Origin of the sequence: Methylobacterium sp. AMS5 (assembly GCF_001542815.1) — a bacterium.
Lineage (GTDB): Bacteria > Pseudomonadota > Alphaproteobacteria > Rhizobiales > Beijerinckiaceae > Methylobacterium.
Window position 1 is genome coordinate 518,764 of the sequence record NZ_CP006992.1, and the last position, 21,893, is coordinate 540,656.

The 21,893-nt window shown below is 69.0% G+C and carries 17 protein-coding genes; 6 read left to right on the forward strand and 11 right to left on the reverse strand.

Features of this window, described 5'->3' with window-relative positions:
* Positions 1-13: 13 nt before the first annotated feature.
* The 3 genes from Y590_RS02415 to Y590_RS02425 all read right to left on the reverse strand — a co-directional run bounded on the left by Y590_RS02415 (position 14) and on the right by Y590_RS02425 (position 3,235).
* Positions 14-355 (reverse strand): DUF1491 family protein, encoded by a 342-nt coding sequence (locus Y590_RS02415; RefSeq protein WP_060768486.1) that lies wholly within the window; start codon positions 353-355, stop codon positions 14-16.
* 143 nt (positions 356-498) lie between these two features.
* Entirely contained in the window at positions 499-1,251 is a 753-nt protein-coding gene (locus Y590_RS02420) for a peptidoglycan-binding domain-containing protein (protein WP_060768487.1), read from the reverse strand.
* Positions 1,252-1,294: 43 nt separating this feature from the next.
* Entirely contained in the window at positions 1,295-3,235 is a 1,941-nt protein-coding gene (locus Y590_RS02425; RefSeq protein WP_060768488.1) for a PAS domain-containing sensor histidine kinase, read from the reverse strand.
* 378 nt (positions 3,236-3,613) lie between these two features.
* On the opposite strand from Y590_RS02425, the gene Y590_RS02430 reads away from it, so the two are divergent.
* Together Y590_RS02430 and cydB are read left to right on the forward strand one after the other, a co-directional pair.
* Complete coding sequence (locus Y590_RS02430) at positions 3,614-3,946, forward strand: hypothetical protein (RefSeq protein WP_060768489.1); 333 nt, start codon at positions 3,614-3,616, stop codon at positions 3,944-3,946.
* A gap of 143 nt (positions 3,947-4,089) precedes the next feature.
* Positions 4,090-5,133, forward strand: a complete 1,044-nt coding sequence (cydB, locus tag Y590_RS02435) for a cytochrome d ubiquinol oxidase subunit II (protein ID WP_060772119.1) — start codon at positions 4,090-4,092, stop codon at positions 5,131-5,133.
* A gap of 108 nt (positions 5,134-5,241) precedes the next feature.
* On the opposite strand, the gene Y590_RS27175 is transcribed toward cydB, so the two are convergent.
* From Y590_RS27175 to Y590_RS02445, 3 genes are all read right to left on the reverse strand, one after another.
* Positions 5,242-5,367: a hypothetical protein gene (locus tag Y590_RS27175; RefSeq protein WP_286161838.1), complete on the reverse strand. Its 126-nt coding sequence runs from the start codon at positions 5,365-5,367 to the stop codon at positions 5,242-5,244.
* Positions 5,364-6,593: an MFS transporter gene (locus tag Y590_RS02440; protein WP_060772120.1), complete on the reverse strand. Its 1,230-nt coding sequence runs from the start codon at positions 6,591-6,593 to the stop codon at positions 5,364-5,366. The genes Y590_RS27175 and Y590_RS02440 overlap by 4 nt, the downstream gene beginning before the upstream one ends.
* 238 nt (positions 6,594-6,831) lie before the next feature.
* A complete protein-coding gene (locus Y590_RS02445) occupies positions 6,832-8,520 on the reverse strand; it encodes a methyl-accepting chemotaxis protein (protein ID WP_060768490.1) in 1,689 nt (562 codons plus the stop codon).
* Between the two features lie 696 nt (positions 8,521-9,216).
* On the opposite strand from Y590_RS02445, the gene Y590_RS02455 reads away from it, so the two are divergent.
* Together Y590_RS02455 and Y590_RS02460 are read left to right on the forward strand one after the other, a co-directional pair.
* Positions 9,217-11,706, forward strand: coding sequence for a PBP1A family penicillin-binding protein (locus Y590_RS02455; RefSeq protein ID WP_060768492.1), 2,490 nt, complete (start codon positions 9,217-9,219; stop codon positions 11,704-11,706).
* 320 nt (positions 11,707-12,026) lie between these two features.
* A complete protein-coding gene (locus tag Y590_RS02460) occupies positions 12,027-13,724 on the forward strand; it encodes a methyl-accepting chemotaxis protein (RefSeq protein WP_060768493.1) in 1,698 nt (565 codons plus the stop codon).
* A gap of 144 nt (positions 13,725-13,868) precedes the next feature.
* On the opposite strand, the gene Y590_RS02465 is transcribed toward Y590_RS02460, so the two are convergent.
* Entirely contained in the window at positions 13,869-15,356 is a 1,488-nt protein-coding gene (locus Y590_RS02465) for an AMP nucleosidase (protein ID WP_060768494.1), read from the reverse strand.
* Between the two features lie 148 nt (positions 15,357-15,504).
* On the opposite strand from Y590_RS02465, the gene tsaA reads away from it, so the two are divergent.
* Positions 15,505-16,011 (forward strand): tRNA (N6-threonylcarbamoyladenosine(37)-N6)-methyltransferase TrmO, encoded by a 507-nt coding sequence (tsaA, locus tag Y590_RS02470; protein ID WP_060768495.1) that lies wholly within the window; start codon positions 15,505-15,507, stop codon positions 16,009-16,011.
* Between the two features lie 72 nt (positions 16,012-16,083).
* Here the strand turns inward: tsaA and Y590_RS02475 are convergent, their stop codons facing one another.
* The 4 genes from Y590_RS02475 to Y590_RS02490 all read right to left on the reverse strand — a co-directional run bounded on the left by Y590_RS02475 (position 16,084) and on the right by Y590_RS02490 (position 20,306).
* Complete coding sequence (locus Y590_RS02475) at positions 16,084-17,394, reverse strand: GNAT family N-acetyltransferase (protein WP_060768496.1); 1,311 nt, start codon at positions 17,392-17,394, stop codon at positions 16,084-16,086.
* A gap of 211 nt (positions 17,395-17,605) precedes the next feature.
* Positions 17,606-18,676 carry an ATP-grasp domain-containing protein gene (locus Y590_RS02480; protein WP_060772121.1) on the reverse strand — a complete coding sequence of 357 codons (1,071 nt, stop codon included), beginning with the start codon at positions 18,674-18,676 and terminating at the stop codon, positions 17,606-17,608.
* Positions 18,677-18,919: 243 nt separating this feature from the next.
* Positions 18,920-19,351, reverse strand: a complete 432-nt coding sequence (locus Y590_RS02485) for a DUF1810 domain-containing protein (protein ID WP_060768497.1) — start codon at positions 19,349-19,351, stop codon at positions 18,920-18,922.
* A 61-nt stretch (positions 19,352-19,412) separates the two neighbouring features.
* Positions 19,413-20,306, reverse strand: a complete 894-nt coding sequence (locus Y590_RS02490) for a histone deacetylase family protein (protein WP_060768498.1) — start codon at positions 20,304-20,306, stop codon at positions 19,413-19,415.
* 115 nt (positions 20,307-20,421) lie between these two features.
* Here Y590_RS02490 and Y590_RS02495 point away from each other — a divergent pair, with 115 nt between their 5' ends.
* Entirely contained in the window at positions 20,422-21,618 is a 1,197-nt protein-coding gene (locus Y590_RS02495) for a ceramide glucosyltransferase (RefSeq protein WP_060768499.1), read from the forward strand.
* The last annotated feature ends 275 nt before the right edge of the window (positions 21,619-21,893 follow it).

Genomic DNA, 21,893 nt, shown 5'->3' on the forward strand with positions numbered 1-21,893 from the left:
TCGCCTTTGGAGGCTACTCCGCGAGCGGGAGGCCGTGCCGGCCCTCGCGGTCGTCGATCTCGACGATCCAGAGATCGGAATCGAAGCGGATCTCCCGCGCGAGGCGTTCCTCGACATCCGGCGACGGGGCGGCGGTGAGGATCGGCGTGAAACGGCGATCGCCGTCATCATCCGCCTCGATCAGCGCCTGGGGCGCCGGGCCGTAGAGATCGGCGGTGCCGTCGAGCCGGTCGATCTTGACGAAAATCGCCCCCGCCTCCGCCGAACCGCGGCGGCGCTGCACCGCGGGGATGTTCTCGCCGTTGAGACGGCGCAGATGCGCGGAGACCCAGAAATCCGAGCGAAGGCGTGGCATGCCCGGTTCATAGGCGCCGATGGCCGCCGCGTCGATGGCGCGGCGTGAGCACCGGCGCGGTTTCGTGTCTCTCACAAAACTCCCGCCGCACTGTCATCGCCGGAACGAGAACGGTCAGAGACCGGGTGTTTTGTGAGGTACGCCTACCCGCCCGCCTTGGCGGTCATCTCGCGGGTCAGTGCGCGCAGGGTCGGTCCGGCCGCCTCGCCCTTCACGGGCATCTTGCGGTCGCGCTCGAACTTCTCGATCGCCGCCTTCGTGCCGGGTCCCATCAGGCCGTCATCCTTGAGCGGACCGTAGCCGAGCTTCGTCAGGGCGCGCTGCGCCCGGATCACGATCGGGTCTGGCTTCGGCCCCTCGGACTTGCCTGCATCCGCCTTCGTCTCGACCTTCGGTTCATTCGCGGCGGGCTTGGACGCGGGCTTGCGCTCGGCCCTGGGGGTGACGGAAGCCGTCGTCTCGCCGGATCGGATCATGTCGGCGATGCTGTCGCGGACGGGCACCGGCACCTCGCGCACGGGGGCGGGCTTCGGCGTCTCCACCGCACGCACCTCCCGGACCGGTGGGGCTGCGGGCCGCGCGGCCACGGGCTTCGGCTCCACGGTCGGCAGGATCGGCGCCGGGTGCGGCCCGGCCTGGAGGCCCATGGCGTTGACGCAGACATAAGCCGCCGCGCCGACCCCGAGGAACGTCCCGAACACGCCGCCGGGATAGCGCCGGCAGACCTGCCCGGCTCCCGTTGCGGCGGAGAGAAAAGCGGCCTTCCAGCCGGATGCGGCAGGCCTGCGCGGGGCCGGCTTGCGGCGCGGCGAGGATTTGGCCGGGCCTCGGGCGACGCGCATGTCACCGGGGACGACGATCTCGCGCTGGTCCCGTCTGGCGGGCGGCTCGCGCATCAATTCGCTCCTTTACGTGGGAATGGTGTTGCGTTCGGGCCGCTCATCCGGCGCGGCGCATCGGAGGATTGGTGGAGAGCGGGGCGGGATCGAACAGGCCGGCCGGCCGCCGGATCGGCTCGGGCGCCGGCTCCGGCATCGCCGCGACCCGCACCGAGGTCCGGATCGGCGCCGGCTGGGCCTGCGCGGCGGCCCCCTTCGCACCGTTGCCGGAACCGTCGCGCGCACCGGCCGTGGCGGTTTTGGCGCGGCTGCAATCGAGCGGCAGGGTCACGGTGACGGCAGTGCCCTTGCCCGGGGCGCTCTCGACGGAGACAGCGCCGCCGTGCAGCCCGGCGAGGCCGCGCACCACCGAGAGGCCGAGCCCGGTGCCCTCGTGGCTCCGGCCGTAACCGCCGCCGACCTGGAAGAAGGGGTCGCCGAGCCGCGGCAGGTCGGCCTCGGTGATGCCGATGCCGTCGTCGCTCACCACGATGTCGAGATAAGCCCCGCCCCGGCGCACCATCACCTCCACCCGCCCGCCGCGCGGCGTGAATTTCACGGCGTTGGAGAGCAGGTTGATGAGCATCTGGCGGCAGGCGCGGGCATCGGCCACCAGGGCGCAACCGGCCGGCACGGGCGCGCTGGTCAGGGTGATGCCCGAGGCGTCGGCCTTGAGCCGCATCAGGTCGCAGCAGGCACGGATCAGCGCCTCGACATCGACCGGCTCCGGCTGGAAGTCGAAATGCCCGCCGCGGATGCGCGAGATGTCGAGCAACGTGTTCACCACGTCGAGCAGGTGGCGCCCCGACTGGGCGATGATGCCGGCATATTCGCGGGAACGCTCCGGCGAGAGGGTCACCGCGCCCTCGCCGCCCAGCACGTCCGAGAAGCCGATGATGGCGTTGAGCGGCGTACGCAGCTCGTGGCTGACGGTCGCGAGAAACTGGGTCTTCACCTCGTCGGCGCGCTCGGCCTCGGCACGGGCGCGGTCGAGTTCCTGCGCGTGGCGGCGATGCTCGGACACGTCGCGGGTCACGGCGACGACGGTCGAGCCGTTGGCGCCCGCGAGCCCCGCCTCGATCCGGTGGGCGCGCATCTCGGCGAAGATCGTCCGGCTGCCGTCGCCGCGGGCTGCATCGAGATGCAGGCGGAACGGCACGGTGGCCGGCGCGCCGTGGGCGGCGACGTCGCTGATCGCCTGGAGCAGGGCCGGGCGGTCGCCGATATGCACCCGGTCGAGCAGGCCGTGGCCGCGCAGGCGGCTCGCCTCGGCGCCGACGAAGCGGGCGGCCGAGCCGCTCGCCTCCAGCACGCGGCCGTTGGCGTCGTGCCAAGTCACGAGGTCGTCGATGGCCGAGAGCAGCAAGCGGTCGCGGGCCTCGTTGTCCTGCATTCGGGCGCGCCACTCGCCCTCGCGGCGCATGTGCTCCATCGCCTGCGCCGCGATGTGGCCGATGGCGGTCACGGCAAAGACCGGCATGACGATCGCGTTGGGCCAAGCGAGCGCGAGGGCGCCGACCGGCAGGTAACCGCTCAGCGCGATCGCGAAGGCGCCGATGACGGCGATGACGGACGCCGCGATCGTCGCCCGGCGCGAGCCGGAGATCATCGCCTCCAGCGGCACCGCCACGAGCCAGATGGCCGCGGCCGAACTCGCGCCGCCGGTGAGGGCGGCCAGGCAGACGACGATGCCGGTCAGGCCGAGCGAGGACAGGGCATGCGCGACCCAGAGCGAGCCGGTGCGCGACAGGACGACGGCAGCCAGCAGCGGCAGGAACAGGCTCGCGATGGCGATCGCCTCGAGGCCGCTCGGGACGCCGCGCCAGACGAGGTAGGGCGGCAGGCCCGCCATCATCACGGCGCCGGTGGCGAGCCGCGAAATGAGGAACCGCTCATGGCGGAAGCGCACGCCCGGCTCAGCCAGCGCGGAGGCATGGACCAGCCCGGCCAGGCGGGAATCGAAGAGGGAGGCAAGGGTACCGTCTTTACGCAACACCACCACGCACAACGCAAGCCTTGACCCGGAACACGGGTGTCTTGCGCCCCTCGACTGCTCGTTACGATCTCGAGGAAACCGTCGCAGAGGCGGTTTAAGCGAGGATGAAAAGGGTCGCTCACTTGCCGCCGAGTGCGGCGACGACCGGCCCCGGAGGCGGCGCCGATCCCCGCTTTTCACAAGGCCCGGGCCAGGCCGGACCGACGCTCCACAGAGGGTAAACAGGGGGCCGGGAGGGGCGCGGCGTCAAGAAAAACGCTTCGTTCACCACGTCGGCGCTTTCGACTCTTCCGGTTCATCCGGCGGAGGCGCGAGGATGGCAGGATCGGGCGATCGACCTTTGTCGGCCGCGCCGGCGATGCAGTGCCCTCTGGAACCGGAACGATGTCGTTTTTTCTGCGCGCCGCCCTCGTGATCGGCGCCCTCTCCTATCTCGCGCTTCAACGCCAGGGCGGCCCCGATCCGTCCCGGCCGCACGCCGCCGGGACGGGGATCGCGACGGGCGATGTCATGGATCGCCTGACCACGGGCGGCATCGGCGCACTCGTGGAGGCCGTGAACGCCCTCCCGCCCGAGGCGCGTGAGGACATGGCGCGGGCCGGGGCGGATGCCCTCCTCCGCCATGTCGGCGGAGGGATCGCGCCGCCCCACCCGTCCGCCGACACCCTGTCCGCCAGCGATCGACAACCGCCCTGGCGGGGAGCAACTTCACACTGAGCGCGGTTCTGGCCTGAAGAGAGTGCCTCGCAAAACGCCCGATCGCCGCGCGTCTCCCCGCTGGGCACGGCGGGCGTTTTGCGACCGAGACTCAGGCGGTGCTCGTGTCGCGCACCGGTGCCATCGACCGGGAGGGTGCAGGGATGTTCGGCTTCGGAAGCGAATACGAGGGCTTGGCCTTCTGGCTGCCGCTGGTCTGGGCCGGCCTGCTGGCGCTCGCGGTGGCGATGTACGTCGTCATCGACGGGTTCGACCTCGGCGTCGGCATCCTCTTCACCGCCGCGCGGCCCGGCAACTGGCGTGATCGGATGATGCTCTCGGTGGCGCCGATCTGGGACGGCAACGAGACCTGGCTCGTGCTCGGCGGCGGCGGCCTGTTCGCGGTCTTCTCGGTCGCCTACGCGATCCTGCTGCCGGCGCTCTACCTGCCGATCATCCTGATGCTGATCGCGCTGATCTTCCGCGGCGTCGCCTTCGAGTTCCGCTTCAAGGCCGAGCGGTCGCAGGTGGTGTGGGACAATGCCTTCCACTACGGCTCGCTGATCGCCACCTTCGCGCAGGGCATGGTGCTCGGCGCCTTCGTCCAGGGCTTCCAGACCGAGGGAAGGGGCTTCTCCGGCGGTACGCTCGACTGGCTCACGCCCTTCAGCGTCATGACCGGCATCGGCCTCGTCTGCGGCTACGGGCTGCTGGGCGCGACGTGGTGTGTGATGAAGACCTCGGGCGAGCTGGAGATCTGGTCACGGATCAAGGCCCGGCAGTTCCTGATCGGCACCGTCCTCTCGATGGCGGTCGTCAGCGCCTGGGTGCCGTTCCTCGGCCTGCATATCCAGTGGCGCTGGTTCTCCTGGCCGAACGTGCTGTTCGTGGCACCCGTGCCGCTGCTCACCGCCTTCGTCTGCTGGCGGATCTGGAAGGCGATCGACGACGGGCGCCATGTCGCGCCTTTCCTTCTCTCGATCGCCCTGTTCCTGCTCGGCTTCCTCGGGCTCGCGATCAGCCTGTTTCCGTACATCGTGCCGCCCAAGCTCACGATCTGGCAGGCGGCCAACGCGACCTCGGCGCTGCAATTCGCCCTCGTCGGCTACGCGGTGGTGATGCCGCTGACGCTGGCCTACACGGCCTACGCCTACTGGGTCTTCCGGGGAAAGATCGAGGAGAACCCGAACGCGGCGAGCTACCATTGAGCGCCCGTCGCATCCTCTGGTTCGCCGCCCTCTACGGCCTGAGCCTTCTCGCCTTCACGGCGCTCGTCTATTTCATCCGCGCCATCGCGCGGTGAGGCGGGGGGCGGCTCAGAAGCAGAGGGGGAAGGCGGCGCGCAGCCAGAGCCCTACCCCCTCGCGGGCCCACAGGAGCGCGCCGGCCAGGGTCAGCGCACCGAGAAGAGCGAGGACGACGAGTTCGTCCCGAACGCTCATGCCGGCCTCGCCCGCGGCACCAGGGGAACGTCGCGGATCGGCAGGTTGAGGAGACCGGCCAGAAGCGCGATGCCGATGGAGAGGGTCCAGGCCGCATCGTAGGAACCGGTCCGGGCGAAGATGAAGCCCGCACCCCACGCGCCGAAGAAGGCGCCGACCTGATGGCTCATGAAGACGATGCCGAACAGGGTCGAGAGATAGCGCACGCCGAAGATCTGCCCGACGAGGCCGCTCGTCAGCGGGACGGTGCCGAGCCAGAGGAAGCCGATGGCGCAGGCAAACAGCGTCGCGGTGAGCGGGGTGAAGGGCAGGACGACGAACAAAGCCATCACCGCCGCGCGGGCGAAGTAGATCCACGACAACACGTATTTCTTGCGCAGCCGGTCCGCGGCGACGCCGAAAGCGTAGGAGCCGAGGATGTTGAACAGGCCGATCAGGGCCAGCGCGCGGGCCCCGATCCCCGGATCGAGGCCGGCATCGCTCAACACGGCCGGCAGGTGGGTCGAGACGAAGGCGATGTGGAAGCCGCAGACGAAGAAACCGGCATTGAGAAGCCAGTAGCCGCGATGGCCGGCCGCCTGCCGCAGGGCGGCGCCGAGCGGGATCGCGTCGGCGGTGGCGGCGCTCCGCACCGAACCGGCGGCAGCCGTCCGGGCGATGCCGAGGGCGAGCGGCACCATCAGGGCGGCCAGCCCCGCACCGGCCAGCAGCGCCCCGCGCCAACCGAGGCCGTCCATCGCGATCTGGGTGGCCGGCACGAGCAGGAACTGCCCGACCGAGCCACCCGCCGTGACGATCCCCGCGGCCGCGCCCCGGCGTCCGGCCGGCATCATCGGCACGACCGCGCCGAGCACGACGACGAAGGTGACGCCGGTCATGGCCAGCCCAAGCAGGACGCCGAGCGTGACGGTGAGGCCGAGGGAAGAGGACACGAAGGCCGCCAGCGCGAGGCCGAGGGCGTAGAGAAGGCCACCGCCCGCGGCGACGCGTCCGGGCCCGTACCGGTCCGCCAGCGCCCCGACGAAAGGCTGGGCGAGCCCGAAGATGAGGTTCTGCACGGCCATGGCGAGGCCGAAGCTCTCCCGCCCGACGCCGAGATCCAACTCGACCGGCCGCATGAACAGGCCGAACCCCTGGCGGAGTCCCAGGGCGATGGTCACGATGACCGCGCCGCAGGCGAGCGCGATCCAGGGAGAGGGCCGGCGGAGATGCGGAGGGGAGGTCACGGTCGTGGATCCGGGAAAGCGGGCCGGGATCATAGTCCGTGTTCCGGGTTCTGCAGAACGCGGGTCAAACCTCGATCAGCGCCATTCTATGCAGGGCCGGTTTCGACCCGTCACGGACCCTCGGAAGGTCCGCCTCGTGGCGGCTTGGTGGAGGATGGCCGACGTCCGGGTCGGGTGGTTTTCTGCCCGTCCGCTTCCGCTCGAACAGGTGGCGGAAGCGGACGTTCACGGCATCGTGTCAGGCCGCTCGCACGGTGGCAAGGAAGCGCCCAACCTCGCTCTGCAAGTGCTCCGACTGGCGCGACAGTTCCGAGGCTGCTCCCAGCACCTGGGTCGCGGCGGCGCCCGTCTCCTCGGCGGCCCCGGCGACGCCAGCGATGTTGCCGGTTACCTCGCCCGTTCCGGCCGCCGCCTGGGCAACATTGCGCACGATCTCCTGTGTGGCGGCGCCCTGCTGCTCCACCGCCGCCGCAATCGAGGTCGACACCGCGCTGATCTCGCGGATGCGCCCGGTGATCCCGCCGATTGAGGCCACCGCCTGCCCGGTCGACGCCTGTATCTTGAGAATCTGCCCGGAGATCTCGTTCGTCGCTTTGGCGGTCTGCTCGGCCAAAGCCTTCACTTCGGCGGCGACGACGGCAAAACCCTTGCCCGCCACCCCCGCCCGCGCCGCCTCGATCGTGGCGTTCAGCGCCAGCAGGTTCGTCTGCCCGGCGATGGTCGAGATCAGCCCGACGACATCGCCGATCTGGGAGACGGCGGTGCTGAGTTGCTGCACCAGCGCGCCGGCCTCATCGGCCTCGGCGACGGCCTGACGGGCCAGATCGGCAGAGCCATCGACTTGGCGGCCGATCTCCTGCACCGACGAGCCGAGTTCTTCGGCTGCCGCGGCGACGGTGTTGACGTTAGAGGCGGCCTCCTCGGCCGCCGCGGCGACAGCCGTGGACTGGCTGGCGGTCTCGCCCGCCGTCGAGGTCATCTGTTGCGCGGTCGCCTGCAGTTCGGTGGCCGAGGACGACACCATGCCGATGACGCCGCCTACTGCCGCTTCGAACCCATCGGCCATCTCCCGCATTGCGCGCTTTCGCTGTTGCTCGGCATCAAGGCGGGCCTGCGCAGAATCTTCTTCCAAAACCTTCATTCGAACGAGACCGTCTTTGAACACCTGTACGGCATCGGCGATAGTGCCGATCTCAGTACCCTGATTTTGATAGGGAACCGTCACGGTTAAGTCGCCCGAAGCTAACGCCTGCATTGGACGCACGATGGCGCCGATCCCTTGTGTGATGCTGCGTATGATGAGGGCTGTTACTAGTAGCGTTAGCGCAACGGCCATCGCGCTCATCATGCCCATCAAAGTATTCGCCTTCTTCACAGATTGCTCGCTGGCGACAACGGCAGCATCTGCGGCGGTCTCGTTCAGAGAAACGATAGCGTCGAGAGCATCAGCCGCGGACTTGATGCTCGGACGGAGGATTGTGAGATTTTCTTTCAAGGCATTTGCTTTGTCGCCATTGCGCGAAAATATTATTACATTCGGCAATTTATCGAGAAAAGTTTTCCAGTTCGATTGAAATTTTTCAAATAGTTCCCTTTCGCCTGGCAAAATAATAAGCAGCTCATATGCTGTGCGGAATTTATCGACTGTTGCAATCTTTTGCTTGAGCGCGCCTTCCTCATAAGTCATCTTCTCTACATCAGGGTAGAGGATATGATTTACGACGCTAACGCGCACATCGATCGCAGCTGCCCGCAGAGAAGCAGCGGTCGCTACACTTGGTAGAGCGTTCCGACCAATATTGGAAATTGATGCACTGAGCGAAGAAATGCCATTCCACCCCACGGCGCCGACTGCGAGTACAAATAGAAGCACGCTAGCGTAGGATAAGATAAGTTTTGCGCGTATTGAAATACCTGAGATCCACATGCTATTAACGAATACCAGCTAGAGTGCGCTAGTCTGAATTTATCACTTAGATAGTTAATAATTGATTGAATTTTCAAAGACGCGTTGCAGATATTTTATGCAATTTCTGCTTAAAAACGCACACTCAAGCCTATATGCGCCTGATACTTATGGCGGAGCGCTTAGCATACTGGCGTCTTATCCAATGTGGGCCACGGAATAGCAGCTAGTTATCAAGATAAATCGGCGCGTCAGTAAATTTACGGAGCCCGCAGAACCTCTAGGATCTCACTGGACCCTATAACGCGGCTGATCATGCGTGCGATTTCCGCTCGCAAAAGCGGGACGGCTCGTCCTTCGGCGCCGAAGGCCGCGCTGATGCCCTCCGAGTGATTTGTCTCGAGCCTATGTCTGCTTTGGAGGTAGAAGCCAGCGTCGGTGGGTCGGAGGCGGAACGTCCGCTCCAGGGCGGGGGACGAGCGCCCGCTTTCCACCCTCACCAGCCCTCAGCCCGATCAAGCCGATCGGCTTTCGACCCCGGCGGCAGGCCGGATCACACGACGGCAGCGGGGGGAGCGGTGACCGAGCGTGTCGCCGGGGCCACCCATCGGCTCCCTTCTTCGCGCCCCCCCTTCTGGCGCGTAGCCTTGCCGGCCCCCGCTCCGCTAAGGTCCGCCCCATGATGTGTGATTTCCGGCAGGCGGCGAACGGTTCGCAATGACGGCGCAGGGACCGGACAGGCCGGGCGAGGACGGGACCGAGACGCGGGCCGCAGCGCGCGAAGCCGCGCGGGCAGCCGCTTTGCTCGCGCGCCAGCTCGGCCGCCTTGCCGGGAGCGCGGGACGCAGCGCTTGGCGCAGCGGAACCGCCGCCGCCAGGGATGCGGCCAAGGGGGCAGCCAACGGGGCCAGACCGGTCTTCGCTCGCACCGCGGACCGCCTTCGCTCGACCGCGCCGCGCACCGCACCGGCGGCGCCCGTCGCGGCCCGGGTCGATCAGCCGGACACACAGAGCGATCCCGTCGACGATCCCGCCGCTCGCGCTCCCCGCCGCCGTCGGCCCTGGGTGATCGGATTGGCCGTCGTGATCGGCCTGCCGCTGGTGATCCTGGCCGGATACGTCTTTGTCGCCTTCGCCGCCCTGCCGCCGCTCGGCGGGGTGGCGCCGGAGGCGAACCAGCGCGCCCTCGTGGTCGAGGCCGAGAGCGGGCGTGCCTTCGCCACCCGCGGCGCGTTCCAGGGCGAGCGGCTGACCGAGAAAACCTTGCCGCCCCGCCTTGCCCAGGCGATCGTGGCGATCGAGGACCGGCGCTTCTACAGCCACTGGGGCATCGACCTGCGCGGCATGGCCCGCGCCGTCTGGCGCAACGCGACCGGCGGCGGCGTGCGCGAGGGCGGCTCGACCATCACCCAGCAGTATGCCCGGCTCACCTCGCTCACCCAGGAGAAGACGCTCAAGCGCAAGATCCAGGAGGCCTTCCTGGCGCTGCGCCTAGAGAGCACGCTGACGAAGCCGGAGATCCTCGTCGGCTATCTCAACACCGCCTATTTCGGCGCCGGCGCCTACGGGGCGGATGCGGCGGCGCGGCGTTACTTCGGACACGGGGCCGCCGGTCTGACCCTGCCGGAGGCGGCGATGCTGGCCGGCCTCGTGCGCGCACCCTCGCAGCTCGCCCCGACCCGCAATTTCGGCGGCGCCAAGGAGCGGGCCGACCTCGTGCTGCAGGCCATGGTCGAGACCGGCGCGATCAGCCAACCTGAGGCCGACAAGGCGCGGGCGGAAAAGCTCACCCTGCACACGCCGCCCGAGACGCCGCCGGGCACCAACTACTTCCTCGACGCGGTGTCGGGCGACGTGAAGCGGCTGACCGAGGCCGCCGGCGACGTCACCGTGCGCTCGACCCTCAACCTCGACCTCCAGAGCCTCGCCGAAGGCGTGCTCGCCCGCCGCCTCGACGGCGAGGGCGGAAAGAAGAAGGTCGGCCAGGGCGCGCTCGTGGCGATGGCGCCCGACGGGGCGATCCTCGCCATGGTGGGGGGCCGGGACTACGAGGACAGCCAGTTCAATCGCGCGACCCAAGCCAAGCGGCAGGCGGGCTCGCTGTTCAAGCTGTTCGTGTATCTGGCCGCCTACGGCAAGGGCTTCTTCCCCGACAGCGTGCTCGTGGACCGCCCGACCCAGATCGGCGAGTGGGAGCCGCAGAACTCCAACAACCGCTTCCGCGGCGCGCTGCCGCTGCGCTCGGCCTTCGCGCTCTCGATCAACACCATCGCCGCCCAGCTCGGCGAGGATGTCGGCCTGCCCGCGATCATCGCCGAGGCGCGCCGCCTCGGCGTGCAGTCGGATCTGCCGGAGGTGCCGAGCCTCGCCCTCGGCTCGGCCGACGTCTCGCTCCTCGAGATGACCCGCGCCTATGCCGGCGTGCTCGGCCCCGGCATGCCGGTGGAGCCCTATCTCGTCCGTACGATCCGCGGAAACACCCCGCAGCCCCTCTACCAGCGCCCCGCGCCGAAGCCCGGTGCGGCGATGGACGCGCAGGTTCAGTCGATGATGCTCGACTCGCTTCAGGCGGTGGTGGAGTCCGGAACCGGCAAGGCCGCACGGGTCAACGGCCTCGCGGTCGGCGGCAAGACCGGCACCAGCCAGGATTATCGCGATGCATGGTTCGTCGGGCTGACCCCGGACATGATCGTCGGCGTCTGGGTCGGCAACGACGACAACACGCCGATGAACAAGGTCACCGGCGGCGACATCCCGGCCCGGGTCTTCCACGACTTCGTGGAACGGGCGCAGAAGGTGCTGAAGGGACGCAAGCGCCCGGCGCCGTCCGCGGCTCGCGCCGAGCCGGTGCCGGCCAGCGCAGTCGCGCCGGCACCGGCCGCCACCGTTGCGGGCGAGGTGCGGGGCGTCCCCGAAGTGGTCGATACCGGCACCCTGGCGATCCGCGGACGCAAGGTGCGGCTGCTCGGCGTCGTCGGCGAGGGCGGCGCGCTGGCCCGCCAACTCGCACGCTATCTGCGCCGCCGGGAGATCGTCTGCTCCGGCGATCCGGTCTCCTCGCGCTGCCGCCTGGACGGCGACGACCTCGCCTCGCTGATCGTAACGGCGGGTGGGGCGCGGGCTGCCGAGGACGCGCCGAGCGATCTCGTTGAAGCCGAGGATCAAGCGCGCGCCGAGCGCGCCGGGCTGTGGCAGCGCGAGCGCTAAAGCAGCGTCCCGAAAGGTGGTTGCCGGCTTTCGGAAAGAAGATGATGCGAAAACAAGAGCCTAAAGCATCGTCCCGGAGGGCAAGCCCGAAGGCGTTGGACGGGATCTCCCCGGACACGGCCGGATCGCGGCAACAGCGCGAAATCCGAATCGTTCCGCGCCTGTCTGCAAATAACGAAATTACTTGTGGGCCCTATGCTGATCACGACATCGTGATATGAGCGTGTCATAACAAATGCGCAGAGTTTAGACCCGGCAACACACAGTTAAGGTGTCGCCGACAGCACTCTCGTCCAAGACATATCCGTGGGACGAGCGTGATGAAACTGATCGACAATGCCGGGATCCTCGTGAAGGTCGCCGTGCCCCTGGCCCTAATGGCGAGTTCGACCGTCGGCGTCATCGCCTACGCGCGCAATGCTCTGAACAGCGTCGCCGAGCAGACGCAGCAGGTCATCGACGTGGAGGCCGTGCGGCAGGAAAGCATCCTGACGGCCGCATCCAGCCTCAACGAGGCTGCCATTCACAACCGCACCACCATCATCGAGACCCGCCCCGAGGTGATGACGCGGCACAAGGCGCGTCAGGAGGCCGCCGCGGTGGCGGCCTACGCGGCGTTCGACCGGCTCTCCAGCCTCCCCGATACGCCGGAACACCTGGCCGCCAACCGGCAGATGCGGCAGACGGCGGAGACCTTCTTCCACCATCTCCGCCGCTCGACCGAGCTCGGCCTCGTCAACGACACCGAAGCGGCGATGAAGATCGTGCGCGAGGATTCCGCACCGATCCGGGAGAAGCTGAACGATCAGGTGCAGGCCCGCGTCGTCGAGATCGGCCAACAGATGCAGGGCAAGAAGCAGGCCGCCGCCGAAGAGGCGAACCGCGCGATCACCACGCTCATGGTCGGCTCCGGGCTCGCCCTGCTCGTCGCCATCGCGCTCGCGGGCAGCATCGCCGTGTTCGGCATCACCCGCCCGCTCGACCGTCTCGTGGCGGTGCTGCGGCGGATGTCGGAGGGCGACATCGACGCCAGCATCGCGGAGGCGGCGCGCGGGGACGAGATCGGCGAGGTCGGCCGCGCCGTCGAGCGCATCAAGGCGATGGTCGCGCGCAAGGCCGCCGAGGAAACCGAGATGCGCCGCATCGCCGACGAGGCGGCGGCCGTCGAGCGCCGGCGTACGATGATCGAACTGGCCGACCGCTTCGAGACGGCGGTCGGCGGCATCGTCGGCATGGTCTCCTCCTCGGCGACCGAGCTGCAGGCGACCGCCTCGACCATGACCGCGACGGCCACCGAGACCGCGACCCAGGCGACCACCGTCGCCGCCGCGGCGGAAGAGGCCGCGACCAACGTCAACACCGTGGCCTCCGCCGCCGAGGAACTCGGTAGTTCGGTCGCCGAGATCGGCCGGCAGGTCGCGGGCTCCACCCAGCTGGCGCAGGCCGCCGTCACCCAATCGGACCGGACCGCCCATCTCGTGCAGGAACTCAACGCCGCGGTCGGCCGCATCGGCGACGTGGTCGGCCTGATCTCCTCCATCGCCGGCCAGACCAACCTGCTCGCGCTCAACGCCACCATCGAGGCGGCCCGTGCGGGCGAGGCCGGCCGCGGCTTCGCGGTGGTCGCCGCCGAGGTCAAGGAACTCGCCAACCAGACCGCCCGGGCGACCGGGGAGATCTCGGCGCAGATCGGGCAGATCCAGGGCGTGACCGGTCAGGCGGTCGCGGCGATCGGCGACATCGCCGGCCGCATCCGCGACATCGACACGACGGCGACCGCCATCGCCGCGGCGGTGGAGCAGCAGGGCGCGGCGACGCAGGAGATCGTCCGCAACGTCGCCCAGGCCTCGACCGGTACCTCGGAGGTGACGGGCAACATCGCGGGCGTGGCGGGCGCGGCCGAGGAGACGGGCGCGGCGGCCAGCCAAGTGCTCGGCGCCGCCAGCGAACTGTCGCACCAGTCCGAGGCCCTGCGCGCCCAGGTCTCGCAGTTCCTCGCCACGGTGCGGGCGGCATAGGCTCGCACCGGGCTTCCGAGAAAGATCATCCCTTTGGCGGGGCGCCGGGGCGTTGGCCCGGCCTCCCTTCAATCAAGACTTCGCCCTGGACCCGCGAAAGGGCTTGCCCTTTCGAAACGCCGGACACCCCCGCAGGGCAGCCCCCTACCGGAACGGCGGCTCGTCGAAACTGCGAAGCTTGCGCGAGTGCAGGCCGGCCCGGTCAGCGCGCAGGGTGTCGAGGGTGGCGAGTCCGATCTTGAGATGCTCGGCCACCGCCCGCTCGTAGAAGGCGTTGGCCGCGCCCGGCAGCTTGATCTCGCCGTGCAGCGGCTTGTCGGAGACGCAGAGCAGCGTGCCGTAGGGCACCCGCAGGCGATAGCCCTGCGCGGCGATGGTGCCGCTCTCCATGTCCACCGCGATCGCCCGCGAGAGGTTGATGCGCCGCCGCTCCTGGCTGAAGCGAAGCTCCCAGTTGCGGTCGTCGTACGTCACCACGGTGCCGGTGCGCAGGCGCTGCTTGAGCGCGTCCGCCCGCTCCCCGGTGACGGCCGCCGCCGCCGCTTGCAGGGCGATCTGCACCTCGGCCAAAGCCGGCACCGGGATTTCGGGCGGGACGAGGTCGTCGAGGATGCGGTCGCGGCGCAGGTATCCGTGGGCAAGCACGTAGTCGCCGATGGTCTGCGACTGGCGCAAGCCGCCGCAATGCCCGACCATCAGCCAGCAATGCGGACGCAGCACCGCGAGATGGTCGGTGATGGTCTTCGCGTTGGAGGGGCCGACACCGATATTGACCAGCGTCGTGCCCTGGGGCGCCCCGTCCGGCCCGCGGCCGACGAGGTGGTAGGCCGGCATCTGGTACTTGTGCCAGGGCGAGGCGGCGATCAGCGCCGCCGGGTCGGCCGAGGCGGCCTCGGCCTGCTCCACGACGATCCCGCCGGGCAGCACCAGCCGCTCCCCCTCCCCCGCCGCCAGACGCTCCAACCCGTGGCGGACGAAGCCATCGACGTAGCGGTGATAATTGGTCAGCAGGATCCAGGGCTGGATCTCGCGCCAGTCCGAGCCGGTATAGTGCACCAGCCGGCGCAGGGAGTAATCGGTGCGCACCCCGTCGAACAAAGCGAGCGGGCGCGGATCGCCGGCATTCTCCAGCCACAGGCCATCGGCGACCTCATCGCCCACCACCGAGAGGAGCGGCGTCGGGAACAGGGTGGCGAGATCGCTCGTGCTGACGCCGCTGCCGCCGAGATCGGTGCCGGGCTCGACGATGTAGGGATAGGGAATCTCCTGGCCCGACAGGCCGACCTCGATGCTGGCGCCGTAATCGCGCACGAGCGGCCGCAACTGCTCCAAGAGATAGGCGCGGAAATAGCCGGGCTGCGTCACCGTGGTGGCGTAGAGGCCGGGCGCCTGGAACTTGGCGGTGGCCCGGTTGAGCCGCGGCAGCGGCCCCGCGGGCTGGTAGGTCAGGCGCAGCTCAGGGTAGCGAAATTGGAGCCGTTCGGTCGCGTCCGGGGCGATGCGGTGTTCGAGGTAGCGCGCCAGGGCCGTCTGGAGCGCCTGGGTCGCGCCCGCGTGCAGCGCCTCGAGCCGGTCCACGGCTGTCTCTGCGTCGGCAACAGCCTCCATCGGCCGCAACTCGTCGATGACCATGTGCCCTCCCCGCTGACCCCAAGACGTCTACACCGCACTTGGCGGCGAGACGCGCAAGAGGCTTGCCTTGCAAGGCACCTGCCCACCTTGCGGCGGCGGCACACCGGGGCGACAAGGCATGCGTCGCCAAACGGGGAAGCGAGAGCGAATGAACGAGGATGTCGAGCGGCGCCCCGGCGAGGAGGCGATCCCGCTGCCCGCCGACTACGATGCGGGCCTCTACTTCATCGGCCGGGTGCGCACGCCGTGGAAAGACCGAGGCGAGTGCCCGAAGAACGGCACGCAGACGGACGCGGTCTGCACCCTCGAAGTCGATGCCGCCTATCGGCCCGCGCTCCAGAACCTGGAGGGCGCCACCCACCTGATCGTGCTCTACTGGATGGACCGGGCCGCCCGCGACCTCGTGCGCCAGCAGCCGCGCCACGCGCCGGGCAGCCGCGGCACCTTCTCGCTCCGCTCGCCGGCGCGACCGAACCCCATCGCCCTATCCGTGGTCGAGCGGCTCGACATCGCCGACGGCACCGTCCGCGTGCGCGGGCTCGACTGCATCGACGGCACGCCCCTGCTCGACATCAAGCCCTACTTCGCCTCGACCGACAGCCGGCCGGAGGCGCGGGTTGATCGCGCCGGCACGGAGAAGCCGGCCGCACCCTGATCCGGCAGGATCGGACCTCCTGAAGCATCGTCCTTTTTCCGAAAGCCGGCCACCACCTTTCGGGACGATGCTCTAACCGTCCGTCTTCCCCTGCTGCCCCGCTCCGGATCGCGGCTTCGGGGTCAGCCGGGCCAGGGCCCGCAGATAGACCGGCTTGACGTGGGTCTTGTAGGTGCGGCGGGCAACGCCGCGACCGTGCCGGAACAGCGTCTCCGACAGGGCCGTCAACCGGCCGCGCAAGGAGCCGCCGGGGGAGACGTCGATCAGGAGATCCGCGATCTCGCGGCGGTCCGGCCAGATCTGCGCCAGCGCCGCCGAGGTGTCGCGGTTGCAGGAATCGATGGTGTCGATGGTCCCGTCCGCGAACGCCGTCTCGGTCGTCGCCTCCATCAGCAGCGAGCCGGGCCCCCATTTCGCATAAGCCTCGTCATACGCCATCTTCCAGCCGAAGGCCGTGCGGCCGGATCGCAGCCAGATGTTCATCGCGATGGCCCGGCCGTCGAGGCGCAGGGTCTCGATGCCGGCGCAGCCGTCCCGCGCCAACCCCACGATCATCGTCTGGGCGAAGGCGCAGAGCGGCGGCGCGTTGCGGATCGCCCGTCCGCGCCGACTCTTGCGGCCCTTCCAGCCGGCCGCCTCCAGATCGAGGAATTCCTGGAAGGCCGCGCTGACCTCCTCCGGCTTGCGAGAGCTGACGTGACGCAACTCGCCCTGCTCCGCGAGCCGCTTGCGATGCCGCCGCAACTCGGCACGCCGCTTCGTGGAGCCGGGAAGGGCCGGCGCAGCCTGTCCTGCGACCGGCGCATCGCGCCGGGCGCGCTGCCGGCGCTCGATCTCGACAATTCGGAAGCCGCGCCGGCTGGCCGCACCGACGAGGGCGGCGAAGACCGCCCCGTCCATCGCGATCTGGTTGGCGCAGATCAGCTTCGGCAGGGTGGAATTCTCGGCAACCGCATCGAGCATCGCCGACAGGGCCTCGACCGCATGGTCGCGATCGAGCACCGGCGAGCCGAGAAAGGTCAGCGAATTGCACGGGGCTTCGAGCGTCCGGATCGGCAGGCGCGACGAGGGCCGGCCGATCACGAGGAGCCAGACACCGATCAGCTCGGCCTCTTCCCCGCCGCGTCGGGACCAGGCGAGGAGAATATGCAGCGGCGTCTCGGTCGCGGTATACATCGCGCCGGCGACGGCGGGCTCCATGAACACGTTCGGCTCGGCGCAGCGCCGGACCAGCCGGCGCCATTCCGCGGCGAGGGCGCGAAAGCGCGGCGCGGTCGCGACTTCGACGGAAAAGGCCGGCCGGTGCGAGACCGCATCGGGCACCAAGGACGGGGGCGCGGGCTCGGCCGGAGGCAGGCTCGCGAAGTCGCCGCTCGAATCCATGGACGGCCCCTCTCATCGGTCTCGTCGCTCCGCCGACCCTGCATCCGCGGGCCGGCTCACGACGTCGTCACATCTCTGGCGGTTGAGAACGACGACAAAGCCGCGCTTAAAGCACGCGCTCTTGAGGGGGATATCCCGATGCGCCGACCGGCCCCGGTCCGTCGCGAACGGGCCGGAAGCGGCGCCACTATCCGGCGCGACGGTGCGCGCCTCACAGGAGCTGCCCGCCGGCGAGACGGTAGCGGCCGATCGCGCTCTGGAACGCCGCCCAGCCGGAGATCGCCGGATCGCGGACGATGTAGCGGAGATAGGCCCGTTCGGCGCGGTTCAGGCGCCAGGGCGTGAGCAGGTTTCCGCACAGGCGCCGCGGCGACCGGATCTTGAGCGTGTCGGAATCCGCGGGGCCGCCCTCCCCCTCACGCAGGCGGCAGCCGAGGGTGACGAAGTTCAGGCCCGCCAGCATCGCCACCTCCATGTGGTACCAGAAGCGCGGGTTGCACTCGATGAAGGCGATCTCGCCATCGGGCCGGCGCCGGACGTCGAACCCGATCACCCCGTCGTAGCGGAAATGCGCGACGAGCCTGCTCGCATGCGCATCGATGGCCGGAACGCGGATTTCCTCCAGCTTGGTCAGGGTCCGGCGATAGGAGAACGACGCGAAGATCGTCCCGGCTTCACAGAGATAGAACGCACTCAACTCCTCGCCCGGCACGTAAGCCTGACAGATGATCGGTGTGTAACTGAGATGCTCGGGAAGCGCGTCGGCGGAATCGATCCGCCGCACGCCGTAGCCGCCCGACATGGCCGCCGGCTTCAGGATCAGGGGGAATTCGAGGCGGCCACAGTCCGGGTCGCGGCGCAGATCCGCCATCGTCTCGAACCGCCGCGTCAGCGGGACGGGAAGCCCGAGGTCGGCGCAGACGCCGGCGAAGCGCCACTTGTCGTCGAGCGCGTCGAAGGTTTCCTGATCCGGCACGGGATAGTACGGCGCCCCGAACTCGGCCCCATGGGCCGCCAGAAGACGCGTCGTCCGGCTGCAACTCGGAAGCACCATATCGATCTTGTGGACGGCACAGAGCCGGCGAATATCGGCAAGATCCGATTGCCGGATATTGGCAAAATCTCCCGTAAAATCGATATATTTTTCACAAAAACGCGAACGCTTCAGGAGATATGCATCGTTTGCACCCAGGACGTAGACTTCATCGAAGCATTCGCCCGCGCATCGCAAGACTCGGTATTGGATGCGCGGGCCATTGGCTAAGACGAGCGCGCGCTTCATCATAATGCCTCATGTCCGACCAATCTCCGAACACTCAGAGAACGGACTAATATTTGATCTTCGATCGGCGGTCTTGAAACATCTATGTTTACACGCAATGTATCGTCAACAACCAATCATCAGAACATTCAACTTTTTGTAATAATTCTATACTAATGGGTGATCCGGAGAAATCGGGTTAGAACTCAATTGCGGCTTTGACGTCTGTTCGAAGCCGCAAGGCGGCCGGGCGACGGCGTCGGCTCAACACTGTTCCAGCTTTTCCAAGGTCAGCGGGTCGGGCCGTCCCTCGAAGAATGACGCGAGCGCACGGGCGAAGCCCGGATCGGCCGGATCGGCCCGCGCGAACAGCGTCATGGAGGAACGGAACTTCACGTCGTCGGGCGCGCCGAACAGGGCGTGGGCCGAGCGGCCCTCCCAGGCATTCGCGGCCCGCGTGCAGGTCCGCAGCCGTTCGCCGAGCAGCGGATGGGCGAGATAGGCCTGCGCCTCGGCCAGCGAGCGGATCGCGTAGCGCCGGGCCATCGCGCTGGAGCCGAGCCCGGCGATCTGGGGGAAGATGAACCACATCCAGTGGCTCTGCTTGCGCCCGTTCCGCAATTCCGCGAGCGCGCCCTCGTAGAGGCCGTCCTGTGCTTCCACGAAGCGGTTCAGGTCGAACGCATCGTCCGGCATCGTCTCTTCCTGTCGCATCGCCTCCGTGGCTGGGTAAACCGGCCGCGCGGACCGGCGTTCCTCAGGCTCCGGCCATCGCCTCGAAGACGAGGGCGTGGCGCGCGGCCAGGGCGTCGACATCGCTGCCATAGCCGCCGCCGATCACGGCGCAGAGCGGAATCCGCTGCGCCCGCGCGAGGCCGACCACGTATCGATCGCGGGCGAGCAATCCCGCATCGGTGAGGCAGAGGCGTCCGAGCCGGTCGTCGCGATGCGGATCGACACCGGCATTGTAGAAGATCAGGTCCGGCGCGAAGTTCTGGACCAGCGCGGGCAGGCGCGCCTCCAGCACCGCGCGGTATTCCGCATCGTCGAGCCCGTCGGGCAGGCCGATATCGAGGTCGCCCGGCACCTTGTCGTGCGGATAGTTGCGCTCGCAGTGGATCGAGAGCGTGAACAGGTCGGGCTCGCGGGCGAGACAATCGGCGGTGCCGTCGCCCTGATGCACGTCGAGATCGACGATCAGCGCCCGGGTGATCGCGCCCTCGCGTCTCAGGGCGAGGGCGGCCACCGCCACGTCGTTGAACACGCAGAATCCCGCACCGCCGGCCCGCCGCGCGTGGTGGCTACCGCCGGCCGTGCTGCCGGCGAGCCCGTGGCTGAGTGCCAGGCGCGCGGCGCGCAGCGTCCCCCCGGCCGAGGCGCAGGCGCGGGCGGCGACGGCCTCCGTCACGGGCAGGCCGATCGCCCGCTCGATCACCCGCGGCACCTGCGCGGCGAGCACCGCCGCGACATAGGCCGGATCGTGCGCCCCCGATAGCATTGCCGCGTCGGCGGGTTCCGGCGTGACGAAGCCGTCCGGCACGAGGCCGCGGGCGCGCAGAATTTCGGCGAGCCGGCCGTATTTGCGCATCGGAAAGCGATGGCCGTCCGGCAGTTCGGCCTCGTAGGCCGGGTGGAACACGATCGGGATCAAAGGAGCGGCCCGGGACGGCGTCTGAAGTGTCACACGCCTGATAAGGCGGCGCTGCTAGGGGCGTGATGGGACGCGCCGTCGCGCCCGAAGACACCCTCGACGGGAGACGCCGCGCATGATCGCACTGCCGGAGAGCGGCGCGCTCGCCGCCCTTGCGCTCTGCGCGGTTCTCGTCACCGTCAACCTTGCGAGCCTCGCGGTGGCAGCCCTGCGCATCGGACGCAAGGGCCACGACCGGGGTCGAGACAAGAACCACGACGAGAGCAAGCCGTCCGCCTTCCCCGCGGGCGCCCCCGTCTCGGTGGTGCGGCCCCTGCGCGGCCTGGAAGCGTTCAGCGAGGAGACGCTGCTCGCGAGCTTCCGGCTCGATTATCCGGTCTACGAGCTGATCTTCTGCGTGGCGGAGGCCGGCGACCCGATCCTGCCACTGCTGGAGCGGATGCGGGCGGCACATCCGCAGATCCCGTCGGAGCTGATCCTCGGCGACGAACGCATCGGCGGCAACCCGAAGCTCAACAACTGCGTGCGCGGCTGGGATGCCGCCCGGCACGACTGGGTGATCCTCGCCGATTCCAACGTCCTGATGCCGCCCGACTACATCCAGCAGATGCAGGCGGCGTGGCGGACGAGCAGCGGCCTCGTCTGCTCGACGCCGATCGGCGCACGTCCGGAGAACTTCTTCGCCGAAGTGGAATGCGCCTTCCTCAACACCCTGCAGGCCCGCTGGCAATATGCGGGCGAGGCGCTGGGCCTCGGCTTCGCGCAGGGCAAGAGCATGCTCTGGAACAAGCCCTTCCTCGAAGCGCAGGGCGGCATCCGCGCCCTGAACGCCGAGATCGCGGAGGACGCCGCCGCGACCAAGCTCGTGCGCGCGGCGGGCAAGCGGGTGCATCTCGTCGCCTCGCCGTTCCAGCAGCCGCTCGGGCACCGCGCCCTGTCGGAGGTCTGGTCGCGGCAGGTGCGCTGGGCGCGGCTGCGGCGGGTCACCTTCCCGCTCTTCTTCGCCCCCGAGATCGGCATCGGCGCCCTGCTGCCGCTGGTGCTGACGGGTCTCGTGGCCGGAAGCGTCGAGGCCACGCTCTGGCTCGTCGGCGCCGGCGCCCTCTGGTACGGGGCGGAAATCGCGCTGGCCGCGCGCGCCGGCTGGCACCGTTCGCCGCGGATGCTCGCCGCCCTCCTCGTCCGCGACGCCCTTCTGCCGGCGATCTGGGCGAGCGCCTGGGCCCGCACCGCCATCGTCTGGCGCGGAAATGCGATGGACATCCGCACCCGCGACGGGAACACACTGGAAACAGGGCCGAGCGCCGCCTGACCGCCGCCCTCATGAGGGTATGGCCCGGAGCAGCCTCCGCGCCGACGTGACGCGGCTTCCGTTGGCGAGCGGATGGGCCCGAACCGGAAACGGCCTACGGCTGCAATCGCAGGACACTCTCCGCGTTGAGCGAATTCCGCGCGTATCGCGACGCCCCAGGCCGAAGCATTCTTTGTCGACGCATTCTTTGCCAACGCATCCCCGGCCACAGAACTGCGTGCAACCGGGCGGCCATTACGATCCATTGCAACAGCCACCCGACGCCGCGAGAGGCA